The following is a 23,311-nucleotide window of genomic DNA, read 5'->3' on the forward strand; positions in this document are numbered from 1 at the left end:
AAAAAATGAGTATATTAGATTCTAAATCTCCACAAGGAGATATCGCAAAACAATGGAGCGAGCATAAAGCTCACTTAAACTTAGTAGCTCCAAATAACCGTGATAAAATTGATGTTATTATTGTTGGTACAGGTTTAGCTGGTGGATCTGCTGCTGCTACATTGGCAGAGTTAGGTTACAAAGTTAAAGCTTTCTGTTACCAAGATTCTCCTCGTCGTGCTCACTCTATTGCTGCACAAGGAGGTATTAATGCTGCTAAAAACTATAAAGGAGATAACGATTCTATCTATCGTTTATTCTACGATACTATAAAAGGTGGTGATTACCGCGCTCGTGAGTCTAACGTTTATCGTTTGGCTGAAGTTTCTGGTAACATTATCGATCAATGTGTAATGCAAGGAGTTCCTTTTGCACGTGATTATGGTGGGTTATTAGATAACCGCTCTTTTGGTGGTGTACAGGTTTCTCGTACATTCTATGCAAAAGGACAAACAGGACAACAGTTATTATTAGGTGCATATTCTGCAATGAACTACCAAATTCATTTAGGACATATACAAATGTATAACCGTCACGAAATGTTAGATTTGGTTATTGTAGATGGAAAAGCACGTGGTATCATCGCTCGTAACTTAGTTACAGGAGAAATAGAAAGACATTCTGCACACGCTGTAGTTGTTGCTACAGGTGGTTATGGAAACGTATATTTCTTATCTTCTAATGCAATGGGTTCTAACGTAACTGCTGCTTGGAAAATTCACAAAAAAGGTGCTTATTTTGCTAACCCATGTTATGTACAAATTCACCCAACTTGTATTCCAATCCACGGTACAAATCAATCTAAATTAACATTGATGTCTGAATCTTTACGTAACTCTGGGCGTATCTGGGTTCCTAAAAAGAAAGAAGATGCTGAAGCTATCCGTGCTGGTAAGAAAAAAGCTGTTGACATCAAAGAAGAAGACAGAGATTACTACTTAGAAAGACGTTACCCTGCTTTTGGTAACTTAGTACCTCGTGACGTTGCATCTCGTGCAGCAAAAGAACGTTCTGATGCTGGTTACGGTATTGAAGCAAACGAAACAGGTGAAGGTGTTTACTTAGACTTTACAGAAGAAATCAAGAAAAAAGGTCGTGAAGTAGCTTTTGCTAATGGAGATCAAAATCCTTCTGCAGAAAAAATACAAAGTCTTGGTAAAAAATGGATTGAAGAGAAATATGGAAACTTATTCCAAATGTATTGGAAAATTACAGATGAGAATCCATACGAAAACCCAATGCGTATTTACCCAGCTATTCACTATACAATGGGTGGTGTTTGGGTTGATTACAACTTAATGTCTACAATTCCTGGATGTTTCGTAGCTGGTGAAGCTAACTTCTCTGACCACGGAGCAAACAGATTAGGTGCTTCTGCCCTAATGCAAGGTTTAGCTGATGGATATTTTGTATTACCATATACAATTGCTGATTATTTATCTGCTGATATTCGTACAGGACAAATTCCTACAAATACGCCAGAATTTGACGAAGCTGAAAAAGCTGTTAAAGATCAAATTCAACATTTCTTAAGTAATAAAGGAACTAAAACAGTAGATAGTTTCCACAAACGTTTAGGATTAATCATGTGGAACAAAGTTGGTATGGCTCGTAACGAAAAAGGATTAAAAGAAGCTATTGCTGAAATCGCTGCTTTACGTGAAGAATTCTACCGTGATGTAAAAGTTACTGGTGAAGCTGACGGAATGAATACTGAATTAGAGAAAGCTGGACGTGTTGCAGATTTCTTAGAATTAGGACAGTTAATGGCTATCGATGCTCTTAACCGTAATGAATCTTGTGGTGGTCACTTCCGTGAAGAATACCAAACAGAAGAAGGTGAAGCATTACGTGATGATGCGAACTATACTTATGTTGCTGCTTGGGAATATAAAGGAGACGACATTAATACTGAGGTATTACACAAAGAGGAATTGAATTACAAATATATTGAGTTAAAAACTCGTAGTTATAAATAATAAAATCATTTTGCTTAATAAAAAATCATTAAGCAAAATGTCAAAATATCATATAGAATTATGGCATCATCAAAAACAATCAGCATCACGCTGAAAATTTGGCGTCAAAAAAACGCTAATGCTCAAGGAAAAATGGAAACATATTCCTTAAAAGATGTTTCTACTGATTCTTCTTTCTTAGAAATGCTTGATTTATTAAACGAGCAATTAGTTGAGGAAGGAAAAGAGCCAGTTGCTTTCGACCACGATTGTCGTGAAGGTATCTGCGGAATGTGTTCTTTATTTATCAATGGAGAAGCACACGGACCAGATAGAGGAGTTACAACTTGTCAATTACACATGCGTATGTTCAAAGATGGTGAAACAATTTATATTGAACCATGGAGATCTGCTGCATTCCCAGTGATTAAAGATTTAATTGTTGACCGTTCTTCTTTCGACCGTATCCAACAAGCTGGTGGTTACATTTCTGTAAACACTTCTGGACGTTCTGTAGATGCTAACAACATTCCTGTAAACAAAAAAGCTGCAGACGAAGCATTCGATGCTGCAACTTGTATTGGTTGTGGTGCTTGTGTTGCAACTTGTAAAAACGGATCTGCTATGTTATTCGTAGGAGCAAAAGTTTCTCAGTTTGCATTATTACCACAAGGACAAGTAGAAGCTTCTCGTCGTGCACAAAAAATGGTTGCACAAATGGACTTAGAAGGTTTCGGTAACTGTACAAATACAGGTGCTTGTGAAGTTGAATGTCCTAAAGGAATTTCATTAGATAATATCGCACGTATGAACCGTGAGTATTTATCAGCGAAAATTGTTTCTCAAGAATAATTATCCTTACAGAATATTTTTCATATATAAAACGGCAACTTCATGATGAAGTTGCCGTTTTTTATTTATTAACTTAGAATAAAACGCAACATTACTGTTGCTTACATCGCGAATCCTTCTCTCAAACTATCCAACAAAAATATTATTGCTAATATTTTGTTAATCAATATAAAAAATGTTAATTTAATATTTTATAGCTCTTTTATAATAGCTATAATTCTTTAAAAAAAACTTATGAAAATACAATTATATCTAATACTAATATTTAATATCTATGTAAATGTAAATGCTCAAGAAATAAAATTTCCAATTGGTACAACTTTTCAAAAACAAAATTTTGAAAAAAAAGAATTAGAAGAATCAAACACCAATGCCTTTTATAAATATACTTATATAAATGATAAAGAAACTTTAAAAAAAAATGAAGCATTGACTTTGTTATCAATTGGAAAAGATTACACTAAATTTTATGATTATAATAGGTTTTTATATGAAAGGGCTTTAGATTCTATTAATAAATCCAAAACTAATTATACTATTAATGATGTAAATTATTTATTTAAATTTAGAAGAAAAGTAAAATTTAAACCAATTATTTTCGGTCAATTTATTGATGGAGAATTTCAATTTGTTTTTCAAAATAATATTCATACTAATAAGTTTCAATATAATTATGGCAAATATAAATTAGATTGGAAGCTTAACTCTAACACAAAAAAAATTGGTAATTATTATTGTAAAGAAGCTACATTAAATTATGCAGGAAGAAAATGGATAGCTTACTATACTGAAGATATTCCATTAAGTTTTGGTCCATATATTTTTGGTGGTTTACCAGGATTAATATTAGAAATATATGATAATAATAAGGAACATCATTTTTCTTTAGAAGCAATTAATTTTGATAAAATGTCTATATATATTGATAATCTTTATTCTAAGAAGAAAATTGATAGAAAAGAATTTGAAAAAGGACTTCAAAATTTCTATGATAATCCTGAAGAATTTCTTGGTAAATCATATTCTTCTCCAGGAGTTGAAGAATTAATTAAACCTATACCTTATAATCCTATTGAGCTAGAATAAAAATTTGTAATAAATAATCTTTAATTATTTTTTTACAACTAAAATAAAATATCCTTTTAATTATTATTGTTTTTTTTTATTATTATATTAGTGTTATTGATATACAAAATCAATGTGTTAACACCTAATATTTTTATTAACTCTAAATTTAAAAACAAAATGAAAAAAAAATTATTTGCAAGTGCTTTTGCACTTATAGGAACATTTGCTTTCGCGAATCAAATAAATTACAATGATTATGATGCTATAGATGAATTAAAATCAAATAATTCTCAAACCGCTGAATTTTCAAATAAGAAATGTGATAACTTCGAAGATCATTGTGGAGGTATATTTACTTTTTGTCAAAATAGTGATGAACCATGGAAGACAGACAAAATAGAAGAATACGCAGAAATTTTTTGTGAAGATTAAAACTAATTAAAATTATAACTCTTTCAGTAGAGTTATAATTTTTTATAAGATTATGAAAAAAATTATTTATATATATATATTATTTCTTTTTACAAATTCAATTAAAGCTCAATCAAATTACCAATTGGTTTATGATTATATTTCACATAGTGATAGTATTAAAAAAGATAAATTGATTAATGAAAATGTTTTTGTTATAGGAAATAATACTGATTATTACTATTTATCTGAGAATGCATTTACAAAAGATACTATTCAATTTTTTGAAGAAAAAAAGGGAACACATTATAAGGATATTTATACTAAGCTTTTAAATTCTCCAAAAACAAATTTACGTGTAGGTATAAAAGTTAGTAATAATAATTTAACTGTTCTAGCAAATAGGCTAATGGATGGATATAATTTTACTAAAAAAATTGAAGAACCACAATGGGAGATAACTAATAAAGTAGATACTATTTCATCTTATAAAGTTAAATTAGCTACAACATATTATCTAGGTAGAAAATGGGAAGCTTGGTATTCTGAAGATATACCTATTTCTTTAGCTCCATATATATTTGTTGGATTACCTGGAACAATTATAAAATTAAATGATTCTCAGGATTATTTTAAATGGGAATTAAAATCGATTAAAAAAGTTGATAATTTTGAAATAGTAAAATTAATCTTTAACAAAAAATTAAACCAAAGTAAAAATTTATCTCCTATTAATTTTAAATTGGCTTTTGATGATTTTAATAATAATCCTATGAAGTTTTTAGAAGCTTCAGGTGTTTCAGTAGATGAAGAAAGATATAAAAAGTTAGAAAATACATACCATAATAAAAAGACTAGGTATTTAGATATTAACATTCCAAAATTATTATAATATTTTTATTTTCTAAGAATACAGTTAATTTAAATAAACTTTCTTACACATAAGACTGCTTTTTCTATGATAGCGAATATTCTATTCTAAAGACCAAATTGATGAAGAAATGGATTTCCAAGAAAATTATGTTTGTGGAGGAGGTTAATTTTTAATAAACTAAGGTAGTTTTTTTTAAGCTATTTTGGTTAAATCTTAAATTTTATGAAAAGAATTACATTATTAATAAATTTTTTGCTGAATTCATTTTTATTCGCACAAACTGATAATTTTTTAGTAGAATATAAATATAATTTTACGAATGATTCATTAAACAAATCTGATGTAAAAACGGATGAATTTGTCATGAGAATTCATCCTGATGGTTATGTCTTTTTACCTAAATCTATTTTCAGAATGGATACAATTCCAGGAGATATTACTCAATATATGAAAAATGGTGTCATTCAAATAAGTGAAATGTATAAACAAGAAGGTTATATTCATCATTGGTTAAGATTATTTTATAATAAATCTAAAAATAATTATCTTATACAAGCCAATGTATCTTTTACACGTATAGATTTTGAAGACAATATTCCTTCAATTAATTGGAAATTAGTAAATGAAGAAAAAAACATAAACGGTTATAAAGCAAAAAAAGCCTTAACAAATTTATTTGGTAGAAATTGGGAAGCTTGGTACACCGAAGAAATTCCTATTTCATATGGACCATATAAATTTCATGGATTACCTGGCTTAATTCTAGAAATAAAAGATAGTGAAAATTATTTTGATTTTCAATTTATTAGCTTAACAAAAAGTAACTCTTCTATACCAAAACCAAAAAATTATCAAAGAGTTAAAATGACAAGAGTAGAGTTTGAAGAGTATATTAAAAAATATAAACAAAATCCTTTTATTGTTTTAGGAGGAAGAAATACTCTAGTTAAAGATGATGAAGAATTCTTAAAAAGAAAGAAACTTAAATTAGAAGCTAATAATAATTCAATAGAGAGAGGTTTACAACTTAATTTGAAATAATTAGAATAATATTTAAAAACAAAATTAACACTACTATTTATTGTAATTTCTCATTTTATTTTTACTTAATTCACAATTTTTTGAATTGTAAGAAATGAAAAAGAATAGTTAATTTTAAACCTTTAACAGTTATTGTTTTTTTTATATATTAGCTCTATGATTTAATAAAATTAATATGTTAACACATAAATATTATTAATTCTAAAATGTAAACAAAATGAAAAAACTATTATTTTTTTTATTACTATCTGTTTTTGGGTATTCTCAAAAAATTTCAGGAGATATTAAGTATAAATCAGAAAAAAGTGAAATTGAAAAACTAGATATTTCATCTAAGAATATATATTATAAATATATATTTTCTTTTGATAAAGAAAATAAAGATAAAAAACGTAGTACCATCACTGTACTACAAGTTGGAAAAAATATATCTAAATTCACAGATGTAAATCTTTTAAAATATGATTCTCTATTTGATATAAAAAATCAGAATGAATTTATTTATACAAATGATTTAAATGAACTTATTCCTATTAGTAGAGCAATAAAATTTAAAAAATTAATCATTAAGAATAATGATAAATATACATTTCAAGGGAATGTATATAATAATAATTATGAATTTATAGAAGTATTACCCATTTTTAAATGGCAATTGCAAAGTGGTAAGAAAGTTATATTAGGCTACAATTGTAAAGAAGCTATATTAAATTATGCAGGAAGAAAATGGATAGCTTACTATACAGACGATATTCCATTAAATGATGGTCCATTTTTATTTAATGGATTACCTGGTTTAATATTAGAAATATTTGATGACAAAAAAGAACATTATTTTGTAGCTGAAGCAATTGATAACATTCCCAACTCTATATACATACATAAAGAGAGAAAAATAATAAAAACAAGTAGAAAAGAATTCTATAAAGCAGAAATGAATTTTCATAAAAATCCAGAATTATATGTAGAAAAAGTTTATAGTAGTCCTGGAGTTGAAGATACTTCGTTTATTCATAAAGAATTACCTTATAACCCCATAGAATTAGAATAATATTTGAAAACAAAATTAACACTACTATTTATTCTAATTTCTCATTTCATTTTTGCACAATTAACAATCTCTGGAATTGTAAAAAATGAAAAAGGAGAACCAATTTCAGGTGCAAACATTACATTGTCACCAGGTAATTCAGATGAAACATTAACTTATTTTATAACCAAGTCTGATGGAAAATATTTATTAAAAATAGATAATTCATTGCACGAAACTTACGAAATAAGAGTTCGTGCAATGAATTATGCTTTTGTTTCAGAATTAATTAATGAATCTTCATCAAATTTTGATTTTACTTTACACGAAAAAGCGATTGAACTAAAGGAAGTAAAATTGAAAGAATCTCCTATTCGTAAAAAAGGAGATACAATAGCCTATGATGTTAGCAACTTTAAAGATATACAAGATCGTTCTATAGCAGATGTTATAAAAAAAATGCCTGGAATAGAAATTGAAAGTTCTGGTCGAATTTTATATCAAGGTGAACCAATCAATAAATATTACATAGAGGGTATGGATTTATTAGGTGGTAAATATGCTTTGGCTAACGAAAATCTTTCTGCTGATGCTGTATCTAAAGTTCAAATATTAGAAAATCATCAACCAATAAAAATATTAGATAGTTTAGTTTACAGTCCAAAAGCAGCACTTAATATCAAACTAAAAAATAAAATTACGTATTCTGGTAAAGCAGAAATTGGCTTAGGAGTTTCGCCATTTATTTATCAAGCTAATGTTACTCCAATGTTGTTTACAAAACAACAACAAATGTTAGGTTCTTATCAAAGTAATAATAGAGGAAAAGATGTAAGTCAACAATTAAGTACATTAAGTTTAGAAGATTTATTAAATGATAATGAAAAATTTTCTAGCTCAAGTTGGTTGAATATAGCAAGTATAGAAACTCCAAATTTTGCAAGTGAACGTTGGTTAGATAATAATGTTAATCTAGGAACATGGAATCATTTATTTAAGTTAAAAAAAGAATTAGATTTAAGGTTAAACATTTCTTATTTAAATGATTATCAAAAGCGTTTTGGAGAAACAACAACGCAATATTTTCTACCGACAGGAAATATATTTCTTAATGAAAGAAAAAGGAATTATCTACAATCAGAAAATCTAGACATAAAAACAACTCTTTTACGAAATAGTTCAAAAAATTATTTGGAAAATATTCTTGAATTTAAAGGAGATTGGAATAGTTCAAGAGGAGATTTATTCAGAAATGATCAATTTATTCAACAAAGTTTATCTAAACCAAACAGAGAAATATCTAATCAGTTCAAAATTATAAAATCTATTGGCAAACAATTAATAACGTTTCGTTCTATATTAGCTTTCAAAGATTACACTGAAAATTTGAGTATTTCTCCAGGAGTATTCGAAAGCCTTATCAACCAAGGAAACATATACAAAAATGCATTTCAAAATATTAGATTTAAAAGATTTGTATCAAATAATTATGCAGAATTCACAAAAGGACTAAAATCTTTTACTTTAGAATCTAAAATAGGTGTAAAATATATAAATCATACATTAGAAAGTGATTTAATGGCAGATAATCAACCCAAAGAAAGTCCATTTATAAATGATACGCGTTGGGCGACTTTAAACCCTTATGTTGAAAATAAATTTTCGTACAGAAAAAATAATTTCTCAACATCATTTGGTTTACCATTTCAATGGTATTATTTAGAAAATACTTCATTGAATACTAAAAATAGTTATCAGCGATTTTATGTTGAACCTAAAGTTAATTTATCTGTTGATTTTTCTAATTTTTGGAAATTCTCTACAAATCATTCATTTTCTAATGATTTAGGTAATTTAACTCGACTGCACGATGGTTATATTCTTTATAAATATAATTCTATACAACAAAATAATGGACAATTTAATGAAGTTAAAAAGTGGAATTCGTCAATTCGATTTGAATATAAAAACCCTATAAAAGCTCGTTTTGCCAATTTTGGTTACAATTATATGTGGAATGAAAATAACCTTCTGTATAGCTATAAATATAATTCTGATGCAAGTACAGTTTTAGAAGTTCTAAACAAAAAAAATCATCAACAAACACATTCTTTTAATACAAAAATTAGTCAATATTTTTCTAAAATAAAAACGACAATTTCGCTATCATCAGCATATAATTTCTCATTTTTTGATCAACAGATAAACAATGAATTAGTCAAAGTGAATAATACATCAATCGTTTCAAATTTTAAAGCTTCTTTACGAGTATTAAGTTGGTCAACTTTAGAATATGATTATAATATTATGAATTATAAAAATAAATTATCTGGTAGCTCATCTCGAAGTCTTACTAATCAAATTCATCAAGTTGTAGTTCATTTTTTTCCAGCAAAACAACATTATATTAAATTAAATTTTGATTTTTATGTTAATGATGACAGAAAATTGAATCCCAATACTACTTTTGGTGATTTAATGTATCGTTACTCTCTTGTAAAAAGAAAAATAGATTTCGAATTATCAGCTTATAATTTGTTTAACGAGAAATATTTTTCACAAAACTCTTTTTCTTCAAATTACGAAAGTCGTTTTGTTTACCAATTAAGACCTACACAATTGATGGTAACTACTCGTTTTAATTTCTAATACAAATCTGCAAAAACGATTGTAGTGAAAATCCTTTTTGGATTGGTCATTACATTTCGACTTCGCCTTATGATATATCCAATCTAAAAAGATTGAAATGGAAAGCGTGTTCCGAAGGATTTGCCCAAATTATTTAAAAAATATATTAAAATAAAAAATAGGACAACCCAAATTATGATTGTCCTATTTTTATATATACTTATCGTGGATTATTTCATGTTTTTGAAACTTCTATTGATAAAGTTTGTTAACTCTTTACCTTTTAAAAGTCCTTGAGATAATTTAGCTAAATCTAAGGCTTGACCGATAATTTCGTCTTTCTCATCTTTTGTAGCTTTACCTAAAATTTCTGTTGCTAAATCTGAGTTTGCATTGATAACTAAGTTATACATTTCTGGGAAATTACCCATTCCGAACATCCCTCCTCCTCCAGAAGCTTGCATATCTTTCATACGACGCATAAATTCTGATTGAGTAATGATGAATGGTGCATCAGAAGCAGATAAATCCTCTAACTGAACTGTATAAGATTTACTATTGATAGCTTCTGTAATATCTGTTTTTAATTTCTCTTTATCTTCGTCTGATAATTTAGAAATTTTTACATCATCTTTTTCTATCAAATTGTTGATGTGATCTGCATCTACACGAACAAATGTTACATTTTCTTTTGTTCCTTCTAATTTCTGAATTAAATGAGAAGCAATCGGAGAATCTAACAAGATAACTTCGTATCCTTTTTCTTTTGCTATTTGTATGTACTGATCTTGGGCATCTACATCCGATGCATAAAGAACAACCATTTTTCCATCTTTGTTTGTTTGGTTGTCTTTTATTTTATCTGTTAACTCTGTCCAAGTAAAATAATTTCCATCTACAGTTGGGTATAATGCAAATTTGTCCGATTTTTCGAAGAATTTTTCTTCAGAAATCATTCCGTATTCAATTACAACTTTTATGTCGTTCCATTTTTGCTCGAAATCTTCACGATTCTGAGTAATTAATGATGACATTTTATCTGCTACTTTTTTAGTAATGTGTGCAGATATTTTTTTCACAGCACCATCTGCTTGTAAGTAAGAACGAGAAACGTTTAGTGGAATATCCGGAGAATCTATAACACCACGTAATAACATTAAGAAATCTGGTACAATTCCTTTTACCTCATCCGTTACAAACACTTGGTTTTGGTACAATTGTATTTTATCTTTATCAATATTGATGTTGTTTCCTAATTTAGGAAAGAATAAAATCCCTGTTAGGTTGAACGGATAATCTACATTTAAATGAATGTGAAACAATGGCTCGTCGAATTGCATTGGGTACAATTCTCTGTAGAATTTTGAGTAATCTTCATCTGTTAAATCCGATGGAGATTTTGTCCAAGCTGGTGTTGGATTGTTAATGATATCATCTACTTCTATTTCCTCTGGTTTTGCATCTTCTGCAGCTCCTTCTGGTAATGGAAGTGTTTCTTTGCGTGTTCCGAATTTAATAGGAACTGGCATAAACTTGTTGTATTTTGTCAATAACTCGCGGATTTTATAATCATCTAAAAACTCTTTAGAATCCTCAGAAATATGTAAAATTATTTCTGTTCCACGATCTGTTTTATCTGCAACATCCAATGTAAACTCTGGAGAACCATCACAAGTCCAATGTGCTGCTGGCGCATCTTTGTAAGATTTTGTAATAATCTCTACTTTGTCTGCCACCATAAAAGCAGAATAGAAACCTAAACCAAAATGACCAATAATTCCATCAGCATCTTTGTGCTGGTTTATAAACTCCTCAGCTCCAGAAAAAGCAACTTGGTTAATGTATTTTTCAACCTCCTCAGCTGTCATCCCTAAACCTTGGTCGATAATATGCAAAGTAGAATTTTCTTTATTTATTTTTACTTCAATCTTTGGATCTCCATATTCTACTTGTGCCTCTCCTATATTTGTTAAGTGTTTTAATTTTAATGTTGCATCTGTTGCGTTTGAAACTAATTCACGTAAAAAGATTTCGTGATCAGAGTATAAGAATTTTTTAATTAACGGAAAGATATTTTCCACCGATACATTAATACTTCCTTTGTTCATTATATTTAGTTTTTTTATAAAATTTATAGATGTACTCACTTAATCAAACAAAATACCACTCAGTAATAATATGACAATTTGTCTTAAAATAATTTGGGCAATCAGTATCAAATAGCTGTAAATTCAATCAACCTATAATTTTTTTTAGCTATACACAAAAAATACCTTAATAAACATTTGATTTACAAAAATTAATTACATTAGTAGTAAATTTTACGAAACATAGATACAATTATAATTTTACGAAATCACATTGTATTTTGTTTCATTAAAAAATAATGTTATCTACAATTATCCAAAAACGTACAAATGAATAAATACAACTTTGGAGAATATAATTCTAAAGAAAAATTATTAACATTACTTAATAATTTTAATGACTTTAAATTGGATGAAACGGATTCCTCAAAAGCTTTAAATCTATCATCTGATGCGTGGCATTTAACTGATTTTGTATTCGAAGAATATAAACCAGAATTAGGTTTTCAAACCTTAGGTGATTTTAGAAATGATTTGTTTGCTCAATGTGATAACTTGAAAATTATGCATGATTTAGCCAATGCTTCAAAACATTATAATTTATCAAGACCAAAAGCACAAATAAAATTAACTCGCAAGCATAGTGGAGATTTTTCTTCAGGTTTTTCAAAAGATTTTGATATTAGCCATCTAGAAATAATTCTTGAAAATGATGAAAAACTAGATTTTCTTCTCATTATAAAGAATGTTATTGAGTTTTGGAAAAAGTTCTTTAATAAAAATTTAAATATAATTTTGTAACCGTAGATAACATCGATTTGATTAAATGCGGGATTAAATGCGGGATTAAATACTAAATTAAATTTCTAGTCATTTGCCCCTCCTAAAATTGTAAACTCAGAACAAACGATTCACACAAATTTTCTTAAGATTGATTCAAATGAATTACTTAAAATTTTAAAAAAGAAATTAAAAAGCACTGTATAACATTGGTTATAGAATTACACAAATCTAATTTTTATGAGAAAACGATCTATACTTTTTCTATTATTATCTACATTAATATCTTGTAAACAGCAACAAATGAAAACATCATCAAATTTCGAACATATGTTTGAAAACTTTATCTCTAAGGAAAAATTCAAAAAAGATAACACAATATTTTATCCAGGTATATCTGATGAAAAATTAAAACCTATAGTGACAGATTTAATTAACCAATCTGCTAAAGATTTTCAAAACATTGCAAAGAAAGGAAACGCTACAGAACAAGAATATCAAAATGCAATCGAAACTGGATTAAAAAGATTTTCAAAAATATTTCTTGAACTTGACACTGAAGATAAAGAGCGTATTTGCTCTTATTATGAAGAATTGATGGATATTGTGCAACTTGAAAGCTCTGCCGGGCATTTAAATAATTTTATATACGGATTTGATCCTTCAAAGTAAAAATATTCATAACAAAGATTTCGAAAATAGTAACCAAGCGAGAAATTTCAATTTCTCCCTTTTTTAATGCAACAATATTTAAAGTTCATAAGGTATTCATGATTAATTGAATTCTAAGTAATAAACATATTCCAAATTCTAGCAACTAAAAAACAGACAACTATACCATATACAATTGGTAATAATGTTGCTATTATAGTCCATTTCTTACTTCCTGTTTCTTTATAAATTGTATAAATAGTTGTACTACAAGGATTGTGTAATAAACTAAATAACATAAGATTAATTCCTGTTAATGTTGTCCAACCAGCAGTATGTAATAATGTCGCTATTTCATTATCAGAACCTTCGAACATGACTCCTGCTCCTGCTCCAAATGTTGTAGAGCCAATCGTCATTACAGTAAGCATAAGAATAGTTGGTATTACAATTTCGTTTGCAGGAATAGCAACGATATAGGCCAAAAGAATAACTCCATTAAGCCCAATAAATACTCCAAGTGGATTTAGTCCATTTATCATCCACAATGCTATACTTTGCTCACCAATTGTTAAATTACAAATTAACCAAATTACAGCTCCTGCTGGTGCAGCAAATATAATTGCTCGCCACAAAACAATTAATGTACGATCTAACAAAGATGTATAAATTGTCTGAAAAAATCTAGGTGGTCTATATGGCGGAAGTTCTAACGTAAAAAAAGAAGATTCTCCTTTTAATAATGTTTTGGAAAGTAACCAAGATGTAAAAAATGTAAAGGCTATTCCTAAAATCGCAATAAAAATTACAGCTAACATAGAAACTGTTCCTGACCATTTTGCAGGAACTAAAACACCTAAAAATATTGTTGCAATAAGTATTTGTGTTGGCCATCTTCCGTTGCATAACGAAAAGTTATTGGTTATTATAGCAATTAATTTTTCTCTTGGACTATTTATAATTCTTGTTGCTACAACTCCTGCTGCATTACAACCAAACCCCATACTCATGGTTAATGCTTGCTTACCATGAGCGCCTGTTTTCTTAAAAATTCTATCCAAATTAAATGCAACTCTTGGCAAATAACCAAAATCTTCCAATAAAGTAAACAATGGAAAAAATATAGCCATTGGTGGTAACATTACAGCAACTACCCAAGCTGTTGCCATATAAACACCATCTATTAAAAAACCACTTAACCACGATGGAAAATGCAAATAATTGGCTCCTATTTTCAGTAATGGATATATTTTATCTAACAATAAATCAGATAATAATGCAGATGGATAATTAGCTCCAATAATTGTTACCCAAAGTACTAAACCTAGTAACATAAACATAATAGGAAATCCCCATATTTTATGTGTTACGATACGATCTATTGTTCTATCGAACTGAAAACTCTTTTTTGATGAATCTGTAAAAACTGAATTTTTTACTAGTCGAATAGCTTTAGCATAAATAGCTTCTACAATATCATCTCTATAATTGTCACCTAATTTTTTTCTATATTCTTCTACAGTTTCATATAAATGAGATAATTTTTCATCGGTAATCATCGGTAATAAAATTCGTTGATTAATCGCAGAAATAATACTACTATCGTTTTCTATTAAACGCATTGCTATCCAATTTGCATTGGGCAATGATGGATTTATAGAAAGTAATTGTGATGATAAAACAGTAACAGCATCTTTACTTTCTTTAGACAATTGAAAAGAATCTTGTTTTGCAGGAATATAACTTCCATCAGCTACTTGTTTTATTGCTGCTAATAATTCTGGAATTCCATGTTTTGTACGGGCACTAGTTGCAACAACAGGAATTCCCAATTCTCTTGATAAATTTCTTATATCGATTTCTATTTTATGTCTTTTTGCTTCATCCATTAAATTAAGACATAAAACTGCTTTGTTACTTATTTCTAATAATTGTAGAACAAGACTTAAGTTTCTTTGCATTCTACTTGCATCAACTACAATTACTGTAACATCGGGTTCTCCAAAAAGAACAAAATCTCGTGCAACTTCTTCATCTTCTGAGGTTGATAATAAAGAATAAGTTCCAGGTAAATCGACAATTTTATATTTATCATTGCCATAAACAAAACTTCCTTCTGCTCTTGTTACTGTTTTTCCTGGCCAGTTTCCTGTATGCTGTTTTAATCCAGTAAGAGCGTTAAAAACTGTACTTTTACCTGTATTTGGATTTCCAGCTAAAGCGATTGTATAATCATATTTGCCTGATAATTCGCCCAACTTCTTAAGATCAGAAGAAGGATTTAATTCACATGTATCACAGGCTGTATTTATTTTCATTATATTATTGTTTAAGTTCAATCAATACATTTATAGCATCTTCTTTTCTCAAAGAAATTAATGTATCGTGAATAATATAAGCAATAGGATCTCCTAAAGGACTAATGTTCTGAATACTAATTTCTGAACCGCGCACAAAGCCTAAATCCAACAAACGTTGTTTTACTTCTTGGTTACAACTCTTACTTAATCCTGTAATAATTGCTATTTGACTTTTTTCCAATTCTCCTAATTGCATATATTAAATATTTACATTACTAAATATAAATTTAGTAATGTAAAATTAGTAAATTAGATTAATCTAACAATTATAAAATATATTTTTTTTTCCTGTATAAATAAAAAAGTAAGATTTAAAGTTTCTAAGTTATCCGATAATTAAATTGTCTAAAGATTATTTTAAAATTTTGTAAATTAAAAAGTGATTTTATCTAACATTAAAAAACTCAAATAAATTTTCTTATAAATCAAGTCTTTTAAAGTAAATTTGCAAAACAAATAAAACAAAAGATCCATCGCAATTATGAAACAATTTACTTCGGTGAATGATGTAGAAAACATCGACGAATTATTAAAGACAGCTTTAGAGATTAAAGCAAATCCATTTGCACAACAAGAAATTGGAAAAAACAAAACAATTGGTTTAATCTTTTTTAATCCTAGTTTACGTACACGCTTAAGCTCATTGAAAGCTGCTTATAATTTGGGAGCAAATACTTGGGTTTTAAATGCTGGTGCAGATTCTTGGACATTAGAAATGGGAGATGGAACTGTGATGGATGGTGATACACAAGAACATATCAATGAAGCTATTCGAGTAATGAGTGCTTATTGTGATGTTTTAGGAGTTCGTACATTTCCTAAATTAGTTAATCGTGACGAAGATTATCAAGAAATAATGTTCAACAAAGTTAAATCGTTATCATCTGTTCCTGTTGTTTCATTAGAAAGTGCTACTCTACATCCCTTACAATCTTTTGCAGATTTAATTACAATTGCTGAGAAAACAGGATATACTCCAGGTACAAAACCTGAGAAAAAAGTAAAAGTTGTAATGACTTGGGCTCCTCATCCTCGTCGTTTACCGCAAGCTGTTCCTAATTCTTTTGCTGAATGGTTCACAAAAGTAGATTGGGTAGATTTTACTATTGTTCAACCAAAAGGGTTTGAACTTGATCCTAAATTTACTGAAGGAGCTACAATTGCTTATGACCAAGACGAAGCACTAAAAGATGCTGACTTTGTTTATGCAAAAAACTGGTCATCTTATGAAAATTATGGTGAAACTAATCCAGGAGATAAGGATTGGGAAGTAACTATGGATAAAATGAATTTAACGAATAATGGTAAATTTATGCATTGTCTTCCTGTTCGTAGAAATGTAGTTGTATCTGACGCTGTTTTAGATTCAGATGTATCTATCGTTATTGATGAGGCTACAAACCGTATATTTTCTGCACAAACTGTATTTCATGAAATTTTAAAAAATAAATAAGATTCTTTCTTTATCAAGATAAATTAAAAATAGCTTCTGAAATTCAGAAGCTATTTTTAATTTAAATTTTATCTAATTTTTTATTTTGTATAAGGAAAATTTCTTGATACTTTTCTCATCATACTTTCAACTAATTGATCTGTAGAAATTGTAATAGTATCATCCATTGTTTTCATAAATCTCCATAATAATTCTCCATTATCACCACTATTTATTGTCATAGTAAGAGTTCCTGAACCTGTTTTACTACCTAGACCTCCAAATAACACTGTTGTAACAATAGCACCTGCCTCGCTCCTACTTTGTATTTGATCAAATTTACCACTAATAACAGCATCAACATTCAATATTTTGGCAATTTCATCTTTCGTCATCCCATCAAGTTGATCTTCAATACCAGCTTTTTTTAATAGAATATTTGTTTGATCTACATCTTGAAAACTTACTGAATATTTGTCCACTTTTCTAAGTAAAAAAGTATACATACTAGATTGTATATTTTTTGCCATTTTCAATTCTTGATCATGATTAGCTTCTGCATCATACTTTTTAGGAGTCTTTTTGTACGTAATAGTCGTTGTGAATGGTAATATTGCAACTGTTTTCTGTGTTCCTATTTGTTTAGATAAATTTGGAGATGAATAAATTTGTTTTTGAGCAATTGTAAAAATTGAACAAAATAAAAAAAGAAAAAATAAAGTTTTTTTCATAATAAATAGTTGATTTTTTAAAATAATAATTTTACTGATGCAAAATTACATTTCTTACTCAATAAACCATATAAATTTTTCTTAATTCAAATAATTATATCAATTCAATTTTCATAACAGCATTTGACAATCCATTTTGGCCATAAATTGTATTTTCTGGACCATCTATATATTTAATACTTTTAATACTCTCTATTTTTAGATTTCTTGCTTGTTCATCAGAAATCAATTGATCTCCAATTAATAAAATTGGTAAATTAAGATATGTATTTTCATTTTTTGAATAAAGAGAAATAGTTCTTGTATAAGAATAGTTAAGTGCTAAATCTAATAATGTTTCAGCTTTTATAACTTTATAATCTTTTACATTAATATCTGTATTATATAATGACAAAGAGCTCTTCTCTAATCCTTTTTTATTTTGTGCATTAATCGTTGAAAAACTTAATACAAGCAATGTGAAAATTATTTTTTTCATAGTATTTTTTTTTGTCTAATGTGTATCTTTAAGATTTACCTTCACTTCTTCCCCATTCTGTTTTATTGTAACAACTTTTTCTATTTCAGCAACAGAATTTGTAGCTCCACTGGCAGAACTATAAACAGGATTTGAGCCAAGAACTGCTCCGCTTGGATGCATTAAATAAGATGTTCCTGATTGATAACTGTAAGAATATTTATGTGTAAAACCAAAAGTCGTCATTAGAATATACTCACCTGGTTTTAAATTTGTAAACTCAAAATGTCCTTTATCATCATATACCTTAGCTATTTTTATTGTAGATGATACATTTTTATCAATTGGAACTTCAGAAACTTTTTTCTCCTTTCTTATTTTTTTATTTACTTCTTTCCATTCCTTGATATAAGGAGAATTTACAATCAGCGTAATTTCAGTTCCTTTGGGTGCATATTGAGCTTTATTAATATTGACTATAGAAATTCCTCCTTTGGCATGATCGCGAGCAAATGCAGTTCCTATTATAAAACTATTTCCATTATTTACCTTATCTAATGCATCCTTTTGATCAAATTTATTTTTAATTGGTTGATAATCTAATTCTTCATTTGCACATATTTCCCAAACACCATCTCCTACAAACATCTCTCGTTGCCATAGACGATGATCTTGTTTGTCTACAATATAATAATAAACAGAATTAGAAGATTTTTCTAATAAACTAATTAACCAAGATGGATGTTTACCAGTTTTTGGTGATTGATATTCGTAACTTTTTACCTCTTGTATTACATAATCCCCAAGCTGTTCTTCTTTAGGATTTCCACTATAATAAAAAGTTGGAATTGTAACTTTATATCCTGTTTTTAAAGGTAAAGAACTTAATAAAGGTTCTATAATATGATAGTCAAAAAAATTCTCTTTAAGATTTAAAGTTTCTGATCTACTATTTTTACTATCTTTTAAATCTACTAATTTTACACTAATTGGATTTCCAAACTTTACATCTATCTTCTTCGAAGTACTTTCTGATAGAAAAGTAGTTGGTGCTAAAGTTTTAAAATTAGCAGTAGAAATAGTTTTTCTGTACCATTTATCTTTATCATCAATATAATTAGTTGTAACTATTAAGTTATTTCCTTCTATTAATTGATCTTTAGTGTATGTACCTTTTACATCCCACTTACTATCTTTTACATAGTAAATTGTGTAAAGAGATTTTTCTTTTTTTAAGTAAGTATTATTTATATCTGAATTTCCTGGTCCTATTTGCTTCTGTGCCCATAAATAGCTTGATGAGCAAAACAAGGTTGTTATAAGTAAAAAATTTCTCATAAATATGTGGTTTATTAAAAATTACAATATTGTAATATTACTTTTTTGTTTGTTTTTTTAAAATTAATTTAAAACTATTAAATATGCAACAAATAAGATATTAGTAAATAGAGATTATATGATTTTAAAAATACATTATAAATATAAACGAATTATAAAACAAAATATTTTTGCAATAGCGATAGTAGAGGATATCCTTTTTGCAAAGCGTTCTAGCTAAGTAAAAAGATAGAAACGGAAAGCGCGGTCCGAAGGGATTGCCCAAAAAGAAAAAAGTAATCATAAACAGTTGCTATGATTACTTTTTATATTATTTATTGTAATGATTCAATTACTGAATTAAACCAATATCAGTACGGTAATATTCGTAATCGAAATGTACTTTTTTGATGTTTTCGTAAGCTACTTCACGTGCTGATTCTAAAGAATCTCCTAATCCGACAACGTTGATAACACGACCACCAGAAGTTACGATTTCATCGTTTTCTAGTTTTGCACCGGCAATAAAATTAGGACAAGTTATGTTTTCTAGTCCTCTTATTTCAAAACCTTTATCATAATTCCCTGGATAACCACCTGAAACCATAACGACACAACATGCATGTTGCTTTTTGAATTCTAAATCGAAGTTTTCTCCTTTTATTGACTTGTTTACGACATCATACAAATCATTTTCTAATAAAGGTAATGTTGTTTGGGTTTCTGGATCACCCATTCTTAGGTTATACTCCAATAAATAAACTCCTTTTGTAGTAATCATTAACCCAAAGAAAATAACACCAGCAAACTCTAATCCCTCTTTAATAAGACCACATTTTGTAGGCTCCATAATTTCCTCTTCGAACATTGTAAAATGTTCTTGAGTAAACAATGGATTTGGTGCAATAACACCCATTCCACCAGTATTAAGACCTGTTTCTCCTTCTCCGATTTTTTTATGATCTTTTGCAGCAACAAATGGAACAATTTTTTTACCGTTAAAAAATGAAAGAATTGAAGCTTCAAAACCTTCTAAATATTCCTCTATAACAACTTCGTTTCCTGCATCTCCAAAAGTTTTATCTTCCATGATTTCTAATACAGCTTGTTTTGCTTCTTCGAAATCTTGACAAATAATAACTCCTTTACCTGCAGCTAATCCTGATGCTTTTACAACAATAGGAAATTCTTGCTCTTTAAGGTATTCAATAGCTAACATTGGCCCTTGAAAATTCTTATATTTAGCCGTTTTCACTCCATATTTATTCATAAAGTCTTTTGCAAAAGCTTTAGAAGCTTCTAATTGTGCAGCAGCTTTATGAGGACCGAAAACATTTAAATTTTCTTTCTGAAATATATCTACAATCCCTTCTGATAATTCAGCTTCTGGTCCTACAAAAGTTAAATCAATTTGATTTTCTTTTGCAAAATCTTTCATTCCATCGATAGAAGAAATAGCTACGTTGGTTCCTATTTGTGCTGTGCCAGCATTGCCTGGAATAAAAAACAATTCTAAATTTTCATTTTTTTGTTTAAAATCCTCTGCAAATTTCCAACCAATAGCATGTTCTCTACCACCACTACCGATGATTAATATACGGCTATGCGATTTGAGGTTTGCGGATAATGATTGATTATTGATATTATTATTGTGTTCCATTTGTAATTTTTTTTAAATAATTCTGAAATTTTTGATTCATTCTACAATAATGATCAATTAACTCTATACACTCATTTAATTCAGCTTCTGAAATATATGCTAGTTCAAAAGCTATTATTAATTGTGCTTCAACTTCATAAGCTGAACCTTTTGAAATTGATAAAAAATTTATCATTTGTGGATTCGAATTTCGTCCTGAACCTTCTGCTATATTAGAAAGAATAGAAACAACAGCCCTTGTAATTTGAGAAGTTAATCCATATTTTTCCTTTTCTGGAAATTTATCTGAGATTTTATAAATCTTTTTTAATATTTCCAAACCTTTTTTCCAAACATCTAGATTTCTATAATTTCTCATAATCTATTTATGTAAAATTATTCACAAAACGCTAATCGCCAACCACAAAACGTCTTTAATGCATAAAATGTCTCATTCCTGTAAAAACCATAGGAATATCGTGCTCGTTACAAGCTTCAATAGATTCCTGATCCTTGATAGAACCTCCTGGTTGAATGATAGCTTTTATTCCGTTTTCTGCTGTATAGTCTGCCACATCACGGAAAGGGAAGAATGCATCTGAAGCTAAAACTAAATCTTCATCTACTTTCTCTTTTGCACGAGCGATAGCTTGTTGTGCTGCCCAGATACGGTTCGTTTGTCCACCACCAATTCCGTAAGCTTGACCATTTGTCGCCACAACAATAGCATTAGATTTTACCCATTTAACAATTTTTTGAGCAAAAACTAAATCAGTCATTTGTTTTTCTGTTGGCTGAGCGTTTGTAACAACCGTTAAATCATTAGAAAACTGGTTATCTGTTGATTGAACGATTAAACCACCATCAACTTTTACATAAGTTACTTTATCAGAAACTGGGTTTTTAACTTTGATGATACGTAGATTTTTCTTTTGCTTGAAAATCTCTAAAGCTTCTTCTGTAAAAGATGGAGCGATAACAATTTCTAAGAAAATTTTATTCAATTCTACAGCAGTTTTTCCATCAACTTCTCTATTGAATGCTATAATTCCACCAAAAATTGACATTGGATCACATTCGTAAGCTTTTTCATAAGCTTCTAAAACATTATCTCCTGTAGCAACACCACATGGCGTAGAATGTTTTACAGCACAACAAGTTGTTTCTTCGAATTCAGAAACTACTTTATAAGCTAAATCCATATCGCGAATATTATTAAAAGAAAGTTCTTTTCCTTGTAAATATTCAAAATCTTTCATTGCTCCATTTTTCGTTTTATCTACATAATAAGCAGCTTTTTGATGAGGATTTTCTCCGTAACGTAAATCCATTACTTTTTCATAAGAAGATTCCAAAAATTGAGGAAAATCTTCACCTAAAAGATAAGTAGAAATCGCTGCATCGTAAGCAGAAGTTAAGTTAAATACTTTTCCAGCACATAATTTACGTGTTTCGATAGAAGTTGATCCATTCTCACGAATTTCATTGATTACAGTTCCGTAATCATTCACATCTGTTACAACAGTAACATCATTAAAATTCTTTGCTGAAGAACGTAACATAGATGGTCCTCCTATGTCAATAAATTCTATCATTTCTGCTTCTGATAGACCTGTATTCATCTTTTCGAAAAATGGATATAAATTTACAATTACAATATCGATAGGATTAATCCCATGTTCTGAAATTGTTTTCATATGATTCTCATCTGAACGACGAGCCATAATTCCTCCGTGAATTGCTGGGTGCAAAGATTTTACACGGCCATCCAAAATCTCTGGAAATCCAGTTACATCTTTTACTTCTGTAACCTCAATTCCGTTTTCTTGAAGATGTTTGAAAGTTCCACCAGTAGATAAAATTTTATAATCTTGTTCTACCAAGAATTTTGCAAATTCTAACAAATTTGATTTGTCTGAAACACTAATTAGCGCTTGTTTTTGCATTTTGTATTTA

At 28.6% G+C, this 23,311-nt stretch carries 20 protein-coding genes; 11 read left to right on the forward strand and 9 right to left on the reverse strand.

Annotation, left to right across the window (positions count from 1 at the left end; translation table 11 throughout):
* Positions 1 to 5: 5 nt before the first annotated feature.
* The 8 genes from RT575_RS09115 (at position 6) to RT575_RS09150 (ending at position 9,922) form a co-directional block, all read left to right on the forward strand.
* A complete protein-coding gene (locus tag RT575_RS09115) occupies positions 6 to 2,018 on the forward strand; it encodes a fumarate reductase/succinate dehydrogenase flavoprotein subunit (protein WP_313580317.1) in 2,013 nt (670 codons plus the stop codon).
* 60 nt (positions 2,019 to 2,078) lie between these two features.
* Positions 2,079 to 2,849: a succinate dehydrogenase/fumarate reductase iron-sulfur subunit gene (locus RT575_RS09120; protein WP_313580319.1), complete on the forward strand. Its 771-nt coding sequence runs from the start codon at positions 2,079 to 2,081 to the stop codon at positions 2,847 to 2,849.
* 234 nt (positions 2,850 to 3,083) lie between these two features.
* Positions 3,084 to 3,935, forward strand: coding sequence for a GLPGLI family protein (locus RT575_RS09125; protein WP_313580321.1), 852 nt, complete (start codon positions 3,084 to 3,086; stop codon positions 3,933 to 3,935).
* 159 nt (positions 3,936 to 4,094) lie between these two features.
* Positions 4,095 to 4,349 carry a hypothetical protein gene (locus RT575_RS09130; RefSeq protein WP_313580323.1) on the forward strand — a complete coding sequence of 85 codons (255 nt, stop codon included), beginning with the start codon at positions 4,095 to 4,097 and terminating at the stop codon, positions 4,347 to 4,349.
* 52 nt (positions 4,350 to 4,401) lie between these two features.
* Positions 4,402 to 5,220, forward strand: coding sequence for a GLPGLI family protein (locus tag RT575_RS09135; protein WP_313386330.1), 819 nt, complete (start codon positions 4,402 to 4,404; stop codon positions 5,218 to 5,220).
* 204 nt (positions 5,221 to 5,424) lie between these two features.
* Positions 5,425 to 6,243 (forward strand): GLPGLI family protein, encoded by an 819-nt coding sequence (locus tag RT575_RS09140; RefSeq protein WP_313580325.1) that lies wholly within the window; start codon positions 5,425 to 5,427, stop codon positions 6,241 to 6,243.
* A 217-nt stretch (positions 6,244 to 6,460) separates the two neighbouring features.
* Positions 6,461 to 7,294 carry a GLPGLI family protein gene (locus tag RT575_RS09145; protein WP_313580327.1) on the forward strand — a complete coding sequence of 278 codons (834 nt, stop codon included), beginning with the start codon at positions 6,461 to 6,463 and terminating at the stop codon, positions 7,292 to 7,294.
* A gap of 3 nt (positions 7,295 to 7,297) precedes the next feature.
* Positions 7,298 to 9,922 carry a carboxypeptidase regulatory-like domain-containing protein gene (locus RT575_RS09150; protein WP_313580329.1) on the forward strand — a complete coding sequence of 875 codons (2,625 nt, stop codon included), beginning with the start codon at positions 7,298 to 7,300 and terminating at the stop codon, positions 9,920 to 9,922.
* A 209-nt stretch (positions 9,923 to 10,131) separates the two neighbouring features.
* Here RT575_RS09150 and htpG read toward each other — a convergent pair whose 3' ends face one another.
* Positions 10,132 to 12,009 carry a molecular chaperone HtpG gene (htpG, locus tag RT575_RS09155; protein WP_313580331.1) on the reverse strand — a complete coding sequence of 626 codons (1,878 nt, stop codon included), beginning with the start codon at positions 12,007 to 12,009 and terminating at the stop codon, positions 10,132 to 10,134.
* 309 nt (positions 12,010 to 12,318) lie between these two features.
* On the opposite strand from htpG, the gene RT575_RS09160 reads away from it, so the two are divergent.
* Both RT575_RS09160 and RT575_RS09165 read left to right on the forward strand, forming a co-directional pair.
* Positions 12,319 to 12,789, forward strand: a complete 471-nt coding sequence (locus RT575_RS09160) for a hypothetical protein (protein WP_313580333.1) — start codon at positions 12,319 to 12,321, stop codon at positions 12,787 to 12,789.
* A 219-nt stretch (positions 12,790 to 13,008) separates the two neighbouring features.
* Complete coding sequence (locus RT575_RS09165) at positions 13,009 to 13,440, forward strand: DUF4844 domain-containing protein (RefSeq protein WP_313580335.1); 432 nt, start codon at positions 13,009 to 13,011, stop codon at positions 13,438 to 13,440.
* Positions 13,441 to 13,553: 113 nt separating this feature from the next.
* On the opposite strand, the gene feoB is transcribed toward RT575_RS09165, so the two are convergent.
* Complete coding sequence (feoB, locus tag RT575_RS09170; RefSeq protein WP_409515953.1) at positions 13,554 to 15,731, reverse strand: ferrous iron transport protein B; 2,178 nt, start codon at positions 15,729 to 15,731, stop codon at positions 13,554 to 13,556.
* 10 nt (positions 15,732 to 15,741) lie between these two features.
* Positions 15,742 to 15,975 carry a FeoA family protein gene (locus RT575_RS09175; RefSeq protein WP_313580338.1) on the reverse strand — a complete coding sequence of 78 codons (234 nt, stop codon included), beginning with the start codon at positions 15,973 to 15,975 and terminating at the stop codon, positions 15,742 to 15,744.
* Positions 15,976 to 16,260: 285 nt separating this feature from the next.
* Here RT575_RS09175 and RT575_RS09180 point away from each other — a divergent pair, with 285 nt between their 5' ends.
* Positions 16,261 to 17,232, forward strand: a complete 972-nt coding sequence (locus RT575_RS09180) for an N-acetylornithine carbamoyltransferase (protein WP_313386339.1) — start codon at positions 16,261 to 16,263, stop codon at positions 17,230 to 17,232.
* An 80-nt stretch (positions 17,233 to 17,312) separates the two neighbouring features.
* Here RT575_RS09180 and RT575_RS09185 read toward each other — a convergent pair whose 3' ends face one another.
* The 6 genes from RT575_RS09185 to purH form a co-directional block, all read right to left on the reverse strand.
* A complete protein-coding gene (locus tag RT575_RS09185) occupies positions 17,313 to 17,942 on the reverse strand; it encodes a hypothetical protein (RefSeq protein WP_313580340.1) in 630 nt (209 codons plus the stop codon).
* A gap of 94 nt (positions 17,943 to 18,036) precedes the next feature.
* The gene (locus RT575_RS09190; protein WP_313580342.1) at positions 18,037 to 18,420 is read right to left on the reverse strand and encodes a hypothetical protein; all 384 of its coding nucleotides are present in this window, start codon (positions 18,418 to 18,420) and stop codon (positions 18,037 to 18,039) included.
* A 15-nt stretch (positions 18,421 to 18,435) separates the two neighbouring features.
* Positions 18,436 to 19,737 (reverse strand): hypothetical protein, encoded by a 1,302-nt coding sequence (locus RT575_RS09195; protein WP_313580343.1) that lies wholly within the window; start codon positions 19,735 to 19,737, stop codon positions 18,436 to 18,438.
* A gap of 331 nt (positions 19,738 to 20,068) precedes the next feature.
* On the reverse strand, positions 20,069 to 21,376 hold the full coding sequence (gene purD, locus RT575_RS09200) for a phosphoribosylamine--glycine ligase (protein ID WP_313580345.1): 1,308 nt from the start codon (positions 21,374 to 21,376) through the stop codon (positions 20,069 to 20,071).
* The gene (locus RT575_RS09205) at positions 21,363 to 21,734 is read right to left on the reverse strand and encodes a four helix bundle protein (RefSeq protein WP_313374005.1); all 372 of its coding nucleotides are present in this window, start codon (positions 21,732 to 21,734) and stop codon (positions 21,363 to 21,365) included. Before RT575_RS09205 ends, purD begins: the two co-directional genes overlap by 14 nt.
* 55 nt (positions 21,735 to 21,789) lie before the next feature.
* On the reverse strand, positions 21,790 to 23,301 hold the full coding sequence (purH, locus tag RT575_RS09210; RefSeq protein ID WP_313580347.1) for a bifunctional phosphoribosylaminoimidazolecarboxamide formyltransferase/IMP cyclohydrolase: 1,512 nt from the start codon (positions 23,299 to 23,301) through the stop codon (positions 21,790 to 21,792).
* Between the last annotated feature and the right edge of the window lie 10 nt (positions 23,302 to 23,311).

Origin of the sequence: Chishuiella sp., from assembly GCF_032109125.1 — a bacterium.
Classification (GTDB): domain Bacteria; phylum Bacteroidota; class Bacteroidia; order Flavobacteriales; family Weeksellaceae; genus Empedobacter.